Here is a 13,519-nt window from a genome sequence, read left to right as displayed (position 1 = left end):
TCTCCTTCTTTTTTAAGGTATTGTCTTAAATTACTCTTCTTGAAATGACATTTCTGAACCAGTTATATGATAACCATCCTCATCGTGCTTAATAACTCTTATGTAGTTACTATTTGGATCAACAACCCATACAGTATCTTTATCCATTTGGATTACGGAAAGTTGTTGTGGAGCATAGTTTTGAGGGTAACATTTAAGCCCTACTACTATAAAGTAATGTTTCTAATTATTTTGCCCAGTCGTGCTATACTAGTTGTTGTGTCACAAAAATCTGTTAGTTTCATTATTAAACTTATACAAATGAAGGAAAGTTTAGTACAATGATCAAGGTTATTCAGCATGATAAAGGATAGGGTGAGTATGAAAGAAAATTCTGTAAAGGTAACATTTTTCGCTTCGCTACAATGGATGTTTTTTATTTTTGCAAACATTGTTGTCGTACCGATTTCAATCGGGTTAGCATTTGATCTACCTACATATGAAGTTGTAACCATTTTACGAAGTTCGCTTATCATTACGGGTATCGCTTGTATATTACAGGCACTTATCGGTCATAAATATCCGCTATTAGAAGGACATTCTGGTGTGATGTGGGCATTAATGTTGAATTTAGGTGTTTCTGCACCCACACTCGGTCTTAGCCTAATAGATATTGGCGGCGGTGTAGCTACGGGAATGCTATTAGCAGGTGCTGTCGTTATTTTACTTGCTGTATGCGGGGCAACTCCGATTATTCAAAAAATATTTAGCCCGATGGTTATGAATGTATTTCTCATGCTGCTCACATTCCAGCTTGCCTTTATCTTCTTCAAAGGAATGTTAAAAATTAATGATGATGGCACGCTAAACATGGCAATTACCATCTTTTCCGTTATCGTTGCTATATTTGTAGCTATTCTGAAAATTAATGGAAATGCAATAATCGGAAACTTTTCTTTATTAATCGGTATTATTGTTGGCTGGATACTATATGCAATTATCTTCCCGGCAGAGAGCTTAATATCTGCTGCTGATGGGGCGCAGTCTTCATTTCGCTTCTTCCCATTAGGTAAGCCTAATTTGCAATATGGTATTATATTCATTACGTTCCTTGGCTGCATTCTCAATATGAGCAATACTTTCGCTTCGATCAATGCTGCATCTAAGTTAGATAATAGCTCACCACAGCCGAAGCAATATCGTAATTCTCTATTCTTAACAGGAGTCTATAGCGTAGTCGCATCGCTGTTCGGCTTAGTAGCGTACGCTCCATTCGCTTCATCGGTAGGCTTCTTGGAAAGCACGCAAATTTATGATAAGAAACCATTTCTAATTGGCGGGGCCATTATAACTATTCTTGGAATTATTCCATCATTAGGACTGATGCTGGCAACTATTCCGATTACAGTTGGAAACGCCGTGCTATTCGTTGCATATTTGCAGCTATTAGGCACAACATTAAAAGGTTTTCAAGGACATAGCTTCAACTCGATTACTATTCATCGTATTGCGATACCGATCTTAGTTGGCGTAAGTTTGCTAGCAACAGATGCAACGATATTTGCTAACTTTCCATCGCTCGTTCAGCCGTTATTAAGTAATGGTTTTATTGTTGGGGTGTTGCTATCCATACTATTGGAAACGACAGTAAAGTGGGATAAGAAGCTCAAATCTTCCACCTAAATGGTAATAAGGATAAATTTTCAACCGAGCGGACACAGATGCCGTTATTTGCACTTAAAGGAGCCCAAATCCACCAATTATTGTGGAATAAGTGCATCTGTGTCCGGTAAGGTTCGAAAATAGCGGAATACATAGCAAATAAGGGCTCTGGTGTCCGTTATAATTGTGAAAAATATCACATACACTCATATAATTATGTTCTATACTTAGCTTATCAAACAAAGATATGGAGTGATTATAATGACTGACCAAACAACGAGAAACCTATTACAATTTTGCTACACCTGCCCTGATGCTGCGCATTGCGATACAGAAGAAAAATGTAAGGCTTGCTTTGCAGATCAGCAATTAGAGGCTGAGCAGCTAGAAGAAAATCTAACAACAGAGGAGCTACTGAGACAGTATGCATTATAGCTCGATAAAAAATCATATAAATTCCCGCAAGCAATATGAACAACAAGGTCGAGTATAAGGAAAATTAATCATTCCCAATACTCGACCTCTACTTGCTATAAACCTAGCTTATTCCCTTGCTCTAATCGTTGAATTTGTTGTTCCCCACTATCGGCTAATTCTCTAAATTGATTAATCGTATCCCGCATCTTTGGTAATGCTTCCTGCTTATAAGTACTAATCGAGTCTAGCGCTGATAGAACGTCGGTAAATGCCTGCTTTAACGTATCTACGGAAATACTAGCTTCTAGCGATTGTTTATGAATTTCTGCACCTTGCTCCTTCAGCATTCTAGAAGTGCCGCTAATTAGATTATTCGTAGTTTCGTTCAATAATTCAATCTTTTTCAATACAATTTTCTGATTATAAAGTGCACTTGCTACCGTAACTGCAATTTTTAGAGCAGATACAGTCACATTTCTTGCCCGATCTACCCCTCTAATTAATTCTTTATTGTTGCGAATAACGACTTCAATAGCCATAATTCCCTGTTGATTAACAACCTGCATTTGCTGCAAATCCATCACACGTTGGCGTAGAGGGAATAATACTTCCTCCGTTATAAATCTAACCTTATTCTCATCCTCGTTGCGCTGCTTAGCTGCTTCAATCTGAGTTTCAATCTCTGCATCCATCAAAATACCGAGCTGAATTTCCTTTTGCAGCCTTTTCGTTAGTTCTCTAAGCGTCTGCTGTTCCAGCTCTAATGTCGTATTATCATTACGCAGCACCGTTTTCCCTTTATCTAAAGAAATAACAATATCGGAGATCATCGAGTCTGCCTTCTGATACTTTGTAAAATAAGCACGCAATGGATTGAACAGCTTACCTAATAAGCCGCTTTTGGCAAAATCAATAACACTAGGATCAAGATCCTTCAATTGTAAATGAAGCTCAGTAAGCCCTTTCGCAACTTGACCACCTTCGTCTCCAGTCTTAGAAAGATTCCCTACCGAAACTTGCAACAAAGAATTTTTCTCCGATGAAGATCTCATCGTACTCATACCAAAGCTATCAATCGATTGCAGAACCTCTGATCGTTTCTCAAAGGATTCAATATCTAACGCTAATATAGCGTTAACATTGTTCATCGCTAACTCCCTCAGCTGAGTAACCTCAGCTGGTTCTGGCTTAACTTCCTCTTCAATTACAGCCTTCAACTTCTCTGGTGTTACAACTTCCATAGAAAACGTCATCGCATAGCCTCCTATAATTTTTCGAGGTTTAACCCCCATCGAATCACCCCAAAACGCGAGGGTACGTCTCTAGTACACAAGCAAATCTGTTGAACCACTCCATCGCACTACCAACAGTCGGATGTTTTGAGCTTCCAATTCCAATAAAGACTCAAAACATTCGGCTGTCAGCACCAAGAAGATGACCTCAGTGGGAAACGCGTAGCACAGTGTACGTACTTGGTACACGAGCACACACAGTTTTTCGATGGAGGGCATATTCGCCGTCGACTAATCTACGTAGCTAATCATCGTGATCACAGTCGGATGTTTTGAGTTTCCCCTCCAATAAAGGCTCAAAAAATGGGCTTTCAGAACCAAGAAGATGGAGCGCTACTTGAGGAAGGCGGAAGCGCAAGTGTACGTTATTGGTACACGCGAACCGTACTTCCCAAGTTCGCTTCATATTCGATGCGACTATGCTGCGTTAGCATACTCATCGTTATCAAAGTCCATTTTTTGAGTTTCCTCTACATTTGGACGTTGAGAAGATTGCTTATTTTATATACAACATCATCCGTATCAGCATTAATGCTAGCTGCTTCGTTAATACTAGATATGCTCTTTAACGCATCAATATTAGCATTGTAACCAATGGTGTATATTGGAATTTTGTAAGTCTCGATTAATCCTTTAATATCTTTCAATGAATTTCCTTCAGTCGTTTCCCCATCACTGAGCAAGAAAATAATTGGCTTTACATTCGGGTCAAGCTTCAATTGATCTTGTAGTAACTTCATCGCTACAACAAGGCCATCAAATGTAGCTGTACCACCACCAGATTGCAAACTCTCAACTGCACCTACAAACAAAGATTGCTGATTCGTATCGTATTTACCAATAGGAAGATTGATGGTCACATTACTAGAATAGGATACAAGACCAATACTATTATCTCTTCCCAAATACTTTTGCCCTTTCATTAGCGATTCTTTCAATCCATTAAGTGGATCACCAACCATACTTCCAGATATATCTGCAACAAACATTGCCGCAACTGGCTTGTCACCATTTTTCTTTTCTTTCCAAAGCTTCTGAGCAGCAGTTAATAATGTACCTTCTACCGGTTCTAACTCTGATTGATATTCTTCTAGACCATTAAAGCCTTTATCATTAGCTAACTTTTGATATTTATCTTGTGCAACAAACTCAGCAAATTCCTTAATAATATCTCTTTTGTATTGCGGTAGTTCACCTAGTGCATACAACGGACTATCATGTCTTACACCAAAAGGAGTAAATACATAACCTGTTTTCAAATCTGCTGTATTCACAAACGTCTGATATTCTAATACAAATGCGTCTAACATACCTGTCTTCGCGGCTTCTCGCATTTGGATCGTTGTAGAAGCAATGAACGGAACATTGGCTTGGAACTTTTCAAACCCTTGAACTGCCTTATCGCTTAGTAAGTCTTCATTATCAAACGTCTGCAAAGTCGTTACTAGAAAATTCAATCCTGTAGAGCTTGCAAACGGATCAGTATAGCCCATCGCTAATTCATTATCTGATATCGCATCGGTTATCGTCTTCACATTGAGCGCACCATATTTATCTACTAACTCATCGTATTTCGCTTTAGTTGAGACGATCCCTGGGACATTACCTACAAGTCGCTTCGTTACAAGCTCTGTTGGTATTCCTTCCGCTCTCACCATTTCTCCCCATAGCTCATTAGATGGCGTAAATGCATCAGGAATGTATTTACCTGATCGAATAAAGTCTGCAGCAGTACCCGAAGCAATATTGCGGATTTTCACCGAAACTGTCTTCCCATCAACTTGAATTCCTGATTTATTAAATTCATCAGCGACGTCATTCAACCAGCCGTCAATACCAGCACCTGATTTCTCTGTAGATGAAAATATTTCTATGTAACTATCCGTTGTATTTTCTACGGAAACTGGAAACTTAGATATATCGGGTAATGAATCTCCAATTGCCACTGGATCAAGATCAACTTGACCTTTAATCTGATCTGCACTTGTTACTTTAATATTTTTGTATAGTTTATCTAACTTTTTGTCTGCATCTTCCTCAGAAACTTCCGTGCTCGTTTTACCTAAATTAGATGTTAACGTTATCCCAAAATATACAAGTCCAAATACAATAATCGTAATAACTATTAATATAGTAAATACTTTTCCTTTATTCGCCATTCCAGCTCCCCCTTATTGTTTATAAAACTTAGTTTGTGTAATCAATTCATCAATTTCTTTCATGCAAGGCATTTCCTCGACATCTTTATAATCTGAGCTACCTAACAATGAAATTTCCAATAGCAACTTATCTAGCTTTAGCAAAATCTCTTCATTAGCTCCAACATAGCCTTTTACATAATTGACGTACTCATTATGCAGCTCAAACTTTTGTTGCATAAGCTTATTAGAAAATGAAGATGATCTATGTTTATCGGCGAATTCGGATAGAGCCGAAGCATCAAATACATTTACCTTATTAATAATCCCTTTAATATTGGATAAGAACAATTTTTCCACTTCTATAATGACTGCTGCAAACTTTTTGTAACTGAGCTCCGTTATTTCAAATCTATCGTTAAGAACATTGTGTAACGTGAGCTTCTTCTTCTCCATTCGTTCTAATTGATCAATTGCCAAATCAATTTCCAGCTTCAGTACTTTGTTATTTTTGTATTGCAGTAGACCTTCCTTATAATCCTCTTGCGACTTTATATCTCTGACCGCTAACACTACCGGAGACTTGAATAGTAATGTATAGCTTCCAGATAATAGCACTAACGCACTAATTATTAATATCGTTATACCTGAAGCTGTTTCAATAGCATTGCTTCCCCCAATTGTTAATCCTACCAATCCAGGAGACAGCATGACAATATTAACTACTACAATGGCTACAACAAGTCCAAACAGCTTTACTACCCTCATGCTACTCAATGCACATACCTCCTCACTTGAACTATTGCTTAACTGCATGTCGACAGGACTCATTCAGTAATCCCTTACTATTTTATCACATAAAAATTGGTTAATCGTTATTTATTTTCAATAATTGGATACTTATCATTGTGATACGTCATTCCAAGTAGATCGTTTCAGTTTTCCACTTATTTTCGATTAAAGTAACAGGATGACTATTTGGCGAATATGAACTATAACTACAAAAATAAAAAAGCATCGTTAGCAATAAACGTCGGTTTCACGTTCATCACTAACGATGCTTCTATTATAAAGCAGTATATTTACTTTGCTCTGCGCACTTTCAACTGCTTACCTTTAACGGTAGTTTCTCTCATCACATCAAGTACAAGCTGCCCTTTACCATTCAAGATCTCGACATCTGTTACATTGTCAAGAATGGTAATTATACCGATATCATCAGCCGTTACACCTTCAATTTTCGCAATGGTACCTACAAAGTCAACCGCTCTAAATTTTTTCTTCTTACCACCATTGAAGTTAAGCTTCATAATCTGCTTATTCAATTGCTCACGCTTATCCTTTTTCAACTCAGGACCAGCACTCATCTTAGTATTGAATGCTTCTCTACGTAGATCGACAGCATCCTCAGATGGTGCTTTTATGCGAGTAATCGCAAAACCAATATAGTCTTCAATATCTTTCAATCGTCTACTATCGGTTGGTGCAACAAAAGTAATCGCTTTACCCTGTTTACCTGCACGACCAGTTCGTCCTGTGCGGTGAACATAGCTTTCTTTCTCAAGCGGAATATCGTAGTTGATAACATGCGTAATATTCGTAATATCGATACCTCTAGCAGCGACATCCGTCGCAACTAAATAACGGAACTGTCCTGCACGAAAAGCGTTCATAACTTCAAATCGCTCTTCCTGCTCCATACCACCGTGAATACGATCAATCGGATAATCACATTCAACCATTTCTCGATATAATTGGTCTACATGTTCCTGTGTACGACAGAAAATAATGCAGCTATCCGGACTTTCTACAATGAGTACATTTTGCAATAATGCTAGCTTTTCCGCTGGCTTCACTTCAATAAGTGAATGCTCAATCGTGGACGTCGTTATGCCACTCGCTTTAATTTCAATTTCGGTTGGATTGTCCATATATTGACGAGATAGCTTAGCTACATCTTCAGGGAAAGTAGCGGAAAACAACATCGTTACTCGATCATTTGGAATAGCTTGAATAATCGCTTGCACTTGTTCAATAAAGCCCATATTCAACATTTCATCTGCTTCATCGATTACAAGATAGGCAATTCGCTCAAGTGACAGTGTACCACGTTCAATATGGTCATTCACTCGACCCGGTGTACCAACAACCATATGGGTACGTTGTTTTAACTCTGCTTTTTGCACATGAAACGGAGACTTACCGTACAAAGCCGTAGACTTAATACGTTTGAAGCGTCCAATATTCGTTAAATCTTCATTAACCTGCACCGCTAACTCACGTGTCGGAGTAAGAATTAATGCTTGTGGCTTATTCTCATTCCAATCGACTAGCTCGCATAGTGGGATACCGTATGCTGCTGTTTTTCCGCTACCTGTCTGCGACTTCACGACAAGATCTTGATTTTGCAATGCGACTGGAATAACTTTAGATTGCACTTCTGTTGCCGCTTCATAGCCTAAGCTATGTAACGCCCTTACAATCTCTTCACTTAATTGATAATCTGTAAATTTATGCTCACTCATTATTGACCTCTTCTACATTATATTAGTTAACCTATCTTATATAGGATAAATTCGTTATTCAATGTTACTTGATCTATTATACTCTGAAAACTAGTTTATTATAGTCCATGTTCAAAAAGTCTATTTTTGAACTTCCTCTTATAGCGCAGTTGCGTCTTCCCTACTCTGCACTTATCTCGCAGTTTGTTATATATGTCGGTTATAGCGTATAATAAGGTCTTATGCATGTCATGGAAAAGGATGCGACGACTTACATTATGAGTACACAATATATATACACGTTTGGATATAGAATAGAAGAAGTAGAATTATGTCAACTTGAAATGCGTTCCCTATTCGGAAAACAATCAGAATCTGGCGTTTTGATAAGTGATATTTGCATCAATGCAGACCGCAGTCCATTTATGAGAGAACGACTTGAAGTTCTTTACGAAGGTAATACACTTGAAAGCATTTATGAGCAAGTTAGACAAATCAAGCTCAACGATCAAACCTTCAAAGTTATCTTTATGAAAATGAATGATTTATCCGCTGCCAACAAAATCGAATACGATGGCCAACGCAGCATTGAGCGCAAACTAGGAATGATCATTGAAGGAGACGCTGATGTGCGTCAGCCTGACCAAACATTTGGCATCATAACTTTAGGTGGTCAATGGTATTTCGGCAACTATATTAAAAGTAAAGCGATATGGCTCGACCATATGAAAAAACCGAAAAGCTACTCGATTGCATTAAGTACTCGCGTTGCCAGAGCTATCGTTAATATTGCCGTACCTGATCCTACTGGAGTGAAAGCAATTGATCCTTGCTGTGGTATTGGTACAGTGCTCGTTGAAGCATTATCGATGGATATTGATATGATTGGTCGGGATATCAATCATTTTGTCGTACAAGGTACTCGTGAAAATTTGATTCATTTCAATTATGAAGCTTCCGTGGAATGTGGAGATATCGCTGAGGTAACCGAACATTATGATGTTGCTATTGTAGATTTGCCATATAACCACTTCTCTCATACTACACCAGAAGCGCAAGTAGCCCTTATACAGCATGCCCGCCGTATAGCTGACAAAGCAGTTATTGTAACGGTAGGAAATATCGATGATTCGCTTACTGATGTTGGCTTCACCATACTTGATCGCTGTACTACGAGAAAAAGTAATTTTATTAGACAAATCATTGTTTGTCAGTAGATAAACTTACGATTAATTCACTAATATATCCAATTAAACTACAATTTTAACTACAATTTCATCTGCAATTATGACTACAAAGCAAAAGACACCTAACAAGGTGTCTTTTCACATAATATCATTAAACCAAATGGTTCAATTTAATCTATTCTTTTGATTGGCTTGGGCTAGTATTTTCAACAACTGGTAACAGTTTTTCGCCTTTTACCATTGCAGATTTACATTGTGGACACACTGGAGTTGTTGAGAAAGCAAAGTTATCCCGCATCCATCCCATACAATTCTCATTTGAACAAGCCCAAATCACTGTCAATTCAGTTACTACATCTTCAAGCGGCTTCTTACGAGAGTTATACATATGCATCCTACCTTCTATTCTGAAATTAGTGGTACAAAATAATAATTGCCCCGATTAATTAAAATCGGGACAACATCGTTTGTATTAAAGTTTTACAACGTTTTCAGCTTGAGGACCACGGTTACCTTGAGTAATGTTGAACTCAACGCGTTGACCTTCGTCTAGTGATTTGTAGCCATCTCCAACGATTGCGCTGAAATGTACGAATACGTCACTTCCGCCTTCAACCTCGATAAAGCCAAATCCTTTTTCGCCATTAAACCATTTCACTGTTCCTGTTTCCATAATTAATACCATCCTTTTCTTGAAACCACCTAAAATATCATTAAGTAATTCATTTCTAGCTTAGCGTTCTTAAGTAAGATTACTTTGCCATGAGATGAACCCATTAGGTCGCTCTTAATCAACTTTTATTATAACACACTTTTCAAATAATAACAGCAATTCAAAAAAATATTTTTTCAAGCTACTTCCAACTCGACCAAATTATAATTTACCCTAGCAAAAATCGGCTTATTCGTTATAACGATATAAATGAATAGTAGGTTGATCTGGCTGCTCAGTGCCTAACTCTAAGCCATCTATATATCCGCTAACTAGGAACCGCTTGGCTTCATACGAATTCATATCTAATTGGACTAATTCGGTATACTGGCTATAATCTGATTCTTCAACCATGCGAAGTGCTTGATATCTATCTTCATAATTACTATGAAGTATGAAAGTTATCGTATTTCCGTAGCGACTAATATTTCCGATATTGCTATAGTTTTGTTGGAATACCGTATTCACTACACCATTATTTAAATCAATACTGATCATTCGATATCCCTGTACTAAATAGATCACATCTTTGACCTCATCCAAAACATACGAATTTTCTCCAGTTGGGCTACGGTCATATATTCCATCTGGCTCAATACGTGGATATTCAATAACACCTAGCCATTGCCCTTGGCGATCAAAGCGCTCTAAGCGAGTATCCAGCATCACTAAAATCTCATCTCCATAAGGAATTATACGCTCTGTCCCTCTAGCATTGACATCATGTCCTATATAGAAAGAACGATATTTTTGCTTTTTCTCATCGTATTGATAGACATGACCATAAAAATAATACCATATTAATCCAGACTCTTCATCCTTCATATATTGCATCGGACGAAAATATTCTGATTCCACCACATTACGATCTACAGAAGACTCGTATCCCATCTTCTTCTTATCAATAAGATTAAAATCCTTATCCAATGTGTACTGCCATGTAGGTGATGAGACATATAATTGATCATCTTCAAGCGACAATTGATATGGCAGATGAATATCAAGTTCTTGCTCAACTTCTAATTTATCATTCACCATAATAATTCGCGAAGCTTCCGTATCAGTGAAAATCCACTTATCGTCTATCCGCAAGAAATCTTTAACTCCATATCCTTCGAATCCTTCACCAATGCGCGCCGTCATCGTAATCGGCAATATCCCAATTTCAACTAATTCATTATTGTTATATTGATAAAATTTCTCATCTATGATGACATACCATAGGTCATCAATTTTACGATACGTTTTCGCAAAGGAATAATCTACTTCCATATATATCGCATCAATCGCTTTATCTAATTCATCGGGGATAGCCTTATTCCTATTTCCCTCAGTCCCATCCCATTCGATCATCAGATGAGTCTCATTTCCAAATTCATAAGGATATCTATCTATGATGTCTATCTTATAATCAGTTAACACTGTTGTTAATAGCGATTGGAAATCTGCGTTATGCGTATGAACTAGATCGTAAAGTGAAAGATACTGTGTTTCACCTTCTACTTCGTATTCAACAAGCGATCCTTTTGAACCAATTAACGTCGCTCCGTTGGTTGAAAACTGCTTATATTGTGGTTCATTATCAATAAGCGAATACCCATCATTGTACATAACGATCTCGATTTGATGATCTGAGACCAGAGCGAACGTACTATAATTAAGCGCAACCCATTCCCCCGTTAACATACGAGAATCCACTGGAAGATTCGATGAAGAACCTTCATTCAATAACGAAAACAGTTCGTCTCCCGCTTCATTACGAAAATGTCCTAATACGATCCCTGAATCATCTCTAAAATGTAGTTGCCGAGTATTAACCATATCATAGCCCGCATATCTCAGAACGATTTGATATGGCTCTGCAATATAGACGATACTGCCTGCATCATCACGATATACATAAGCTTTTATATCGTTACCGAGATCATTTATCGGTTCAAAAGTAAAAGTCAGTCCGCTATTGGAGGGTGCTTCTAACGATAGAGCAGCGGAATCATTCAGTCCTGGATTAATGACCTGCCAATTTTCTTGCGCCGCTTGATAGACCATCTCATTGACAGCAACTCCATTATTAATAAATCTTACAAAGAAAAGATTGGGCTCTTCTACCGCATTAAGCGATAGTACTTCTTGTGGTCCAAAATGCCATCGCTGAGGTTCACTAATTTTCCCGTTCTCATGAGGTTGAACTGTTAACCAACTGCCCCGATGTCCTTCTTGAGCTGAATCCGCATCAATTAATTGAGTACCTATAAGAATATACTCACCATTAACCCATGCCTCGGCTTGGTAGGCTTTATCCCATGTGTATAGTTCTTTACTAGCCAGTCCATCGTCCGAACTATAATATAAGTGAAGATTTTCTACGTATAGCTTCGATTGATCATCCTGCCATATAACAACGGATTCTTGTGCATCCGTTACAAATTCACGACTTATCATTTGTGGAAGTATCGCTTCTTTGTCTTGATCTACTATCATTGGATATTGATATTCTACCGAGTCTGTATTTCTATTGAGGAAATAAAGCAAACTAATGGCAACAACAATAATAAGACCAATCACTATTGTAATAATAATTTTCTTACTAATTCTCATTCCAGTTATCCCCTTTTATATGTCATAATGCTTTCCTCTATATGACGAAAATAACTGGAAAATGTTTCTATACATGTGAATAATATTTATTTGAGTTTCAAACAATACAATAAATCTAATACTCAATAGAGTTTCAAGTAATACAACAAATCAAATAATTCAGTTAGAAATTTAGTGTAGCTAAATCTTTTGTTGCGCTCACTTGCTCCTAACATTCGCTGGATAAGCTCCCATTTTTCTTGCTTAGAGGCACTTTCTATTATATCTTCATTCTCTTTAATGAGCTGTAACTGCTCCGAATGCCTACTCATTAGCTCTTCATAGGTAATATCCACATGCTCTACTACAGCCTCTGTGTTCACGATTATAGAATGTTTGCTTTTATAACGTTTATTCGATTTCTTCACGGTTTGTTTTGGTCTTGTCATCGATAATTCATATTCAAATTGCTTTTCTAATTTACTTAATTGTATATGCGAAAGTGGTAAATCTAACTCTAGTTGCTCCATCATTTCCCTAGATAGATCAAGATCAAAATATTCTTCAGGCAATTTCCACCATTGTTCATACTTACTCAATATATCATCACGTTCCAGGTCAATCGTATGAAAACCATTCTTAATATCCTTAATTAGATCTGCCGAAAGCATTGTGTAGTTTTCAAGACATGTTTCTCCTAGTCGATAGGTTTTATTCTCTTTTCTATGATGAATGACATAACAAAATCGAAGTGTTTTGCCACACTCACATTGGTAAGGACGATTTCCATATCCTCCATCAAGAACTTCGGCTAGTTCCCAATCATCTAACTTGTCCCATATCTCATCGGAGGACATATCTCCGTCTAATACAATCCCCTTTTTCGTTGCTAACTGTTCTAACCATTTACTTTTTTTGCTTTGTGTTAAATAAGTATTGAGAAACAAACGTTGCTTGTCATCCAATAATTCTAACAAACGATGTACTTCTTTCTCAGTCAATGGGGACACCATAGAACTCCCTCCAACTACTCAACATTTTTACGACTAGA

At 37.5% G+C, this 13,519-nt stretch carries 11 protein-coding genes; 3 read left to right on the top strand and 8 right to left on the bottom strand.

Annotation, left to right across the window (positions count from 1 at the left end; all coding sequences use genetic code 11):
- Positions 1–360 precede the first annotated feature (360 nt).
- Entirely contained in the window at positions 361–1,662 is a 1,302-nt protein-coding gene (locus AC1TO5_RS06140) for a uracil/xanthine transporter (RefSeq protein ID WP_482061925.1), read from the top strand.
- A 240-nt stretch (positions 1,663–1,902) separates the two neighbouring features.
- The gene (locus tag AC1TO5_RS06135) at positions 1,903–2,076 is read left to right on the top strand and encodes a hypothetical protein (RefSeq protein WP_482061924.1); all 174 of its coding nucleotides are present in this window, start codon (positions 1,903–1,905) and stop codon (positions 2,074–2,076) included.
- Positions 2,077–2,171: 95 nt separating this feature from the next.
- Here AC1TO5_RS06135 and AC1TO5_RS06130 read toward each other — a convergent pair whose 3' ends face one another.
- From AC1TO5_RS06130 to AC1TO5_RS06115, 4 genes are all read right to left on the bottom strand, one after another.
- Entirely contained in the window at positions 2,172–3,311 is a 1,140-nt protein-coding gene (locus tag AC1TO5_RS06130; protein ID WP_482061923.1) for a toxic anion resistance protein, read from the bottom strand.
- 509 nt (positions 3,312–3,820) lie between these two features.
- A complete protein-coding gene (locus tag AC1TO5_RS06125; protein ID WP_482061922.1) occupies positions 3,821–5,509 on the bottom strand; it encodes a vWA domain-containing protein in 1,689 nt (562 codons plus the stop codon).
- Between the two features lie 12 nt (positions 5,510–5,521).
- Positions 5,522–6,256 carry a hypothetical protein gene (locus tag AC1TO5_RS06120; RefSeq protein ID WP_482062475.1) on the bottom strand — a complete coding sequence of 245 codons (735 nt, stop codon included), beginning with the start codon at positions 6,254–6,256 and terminating at the stop codon, positions 5,522–5,524.
- A gap of 314 nt (positions 6,257–6,570) precedes the next feature.
- Positions 6,571–8,013 carry a DEAD/DEAH box helicase gene (locus tag AC1TO5_RS06115; RefSeq protein ID WP_482061921.1) on the bottom strand — a complete coding sequence of 481 codons (1,443 nt, stop codon included), beginning with the start codon at positions 8,011–8,013 and terminating at the stop codon, positions 6,571–6,573.
- A 257-nt stretch (positions 8,014–8,270) separates the two neighbouring features.
- Between AC1TO5_RS06115 and AC1TO5_RS06110 the strand changes: the two genes are divergently transcribed.
- Positions 8,271–9,209, top strand: coding sequence for a TRM11 family SAM-dependent methyltransferase (locus AC1TO5_RS06110; protein WP_482061920.1), 939 nt, complete (start codon positions 8,271–8,273; stop codon positions 9,207–9,209).
- Between the two features lie 145 nt (positions 9,210–9,354).
- On the opposite strand, the gene AC1TO5_RS06105 is transcribed toward AC1TO5_RS06110, so the two are convergent.
- The 4 genes from AC1TO5_RS06105 to AC1TO5_RS06090 form a co-directional block, all read right to left on the bottom strand.
- Entirely contained in the window at positions 9,355–9,567 is a 213-nt protein-coding gene (locus tag AC1TO5_RS06105; protein WP_258202811.1) for a cold-shock protein, read from the bottom strand.
- A gap of 84 nt (positions 9,568–9,651) precedes the next feature.
- Positions 9,652–9,852, bottom strand: a complete 201-nt coding sequence (locus AC1TO5_RS06100; protein WP_258202810.1) for a cold-shock protein — start codon at positions 9,850–9,852, stop codon at positions 9,652–9,654.
- A gap of 228 nt (positions 9,853–10,080) precedes the next feature.
- Entirely contained in the window at positions 10,081–12,489 is a 2,409-nt protein-coding gene (locus AC1TO5_RS06095) for a hypothetical protein (RefSeq protein WP_482061919.1), read from the bottom strand.
- A 122-nt stretch (positions 12,490–12,611) separates the two neighbouring features.
- Complete coding sequence (locus AC1TO5_RS06090; protein ID WP_482061918.1) at positions 12,612–13,481, bottom strand: hypothetical protein; 870 nt, start codon at positions 13,479–13,481, stop codon at positions 12,612–12,614.
- Positions 13,482–13,519: the final 38 nt, after the last annotated feature.

This window comes from Paenibacillus sp. Y930, assembly GCF_056786375.1.
This window is presented reverse-complemented; position numbering and strand designations above follow the sequence as displayed.

Excerpts from the sequence above, each read along its gene's own strand:
- AC1TO5_RS06125 (WP_482061922.1), bottom strand. The coding sequence starts at position 5,509 with ATGGCGAATAAAGGAAAAGTATTTACTATATTAATAGTTATTACGATT.
- AC1TO5_RS06105 (WP_258202811.1), bottom strand. The coding sequence starts at position 9,567 with ATGTATAACTCTCGTAAGAAGCCGCTTGAAGATGTAGTAACTGAATTG.
- AC1TO5_RS06140 (WP_482061925.1), top strand. The coding sequence starts at position 361 with ATGAAAGAAAATTCTGTAAAGGTAACATTTTTCGCTTCGCTACAATGG.
- AC1TO5_RS06110 (WP_482061920.1), top strand. The coding sequence starts at position 8,271 with ATGAGTACACAATATATATACACGTTTGGATATAGAATAGAAGAAGTA.
- AC1TO5_RS06130 (WP_482061923.1), bottom strand. The coding sequence starts at position 3,311 with ATGACGTTTTCTATGGAAGTTGTAACACCAGAGAAGTTGAAGGCTGTA.
- AC1TO5_RS06135 (WP_482061924.1), top strand. The coding sequence starts at position 1,903 with ATGACTGACCAAACAACGAGAAACCTATTACAATTTTGCTACACCTGC.
- AC1TO5_RS06100 (WP_258202810.1), bottom strand. The coding sequence starts at position 9,852 with ATGGAAACAGGAACAGTGAAATGGTTTAATGGCGAAAAAGGATTTGGC.
- AC1TO5_RS06090 (WP_482061918.1), bottom strand. The coding sequence starts at position 13,481 with ATGGTGTCCCCATTGACTGAGAAAGAAGTACATCGTTTGTTAGAATTA.
- AC1TO5_RS06095 (WP_482061919.1), bottom strand. The coding sequence starts at position 12,489 with ATGAGAATTAGTAAGAAAATTATTATTACAATAGTGATTGGTCTTATT.
- AC1TO5_RS06120 (WP_482062475.1), bottom strand. The coding sequence starts at position 6,256 with ATGAGGGTAGTAAAGCTGTTTGGACTTGTTGTAGCCATTGTAGTAGTT.
- AC1TO5_RS06115 (WP_482061921.1), bottom strand. The coding sequence starts at position 8,013 with ATGAGTGAGCATAAATTTACAGATTATCAATTAAGTGAAGAGATTGTA.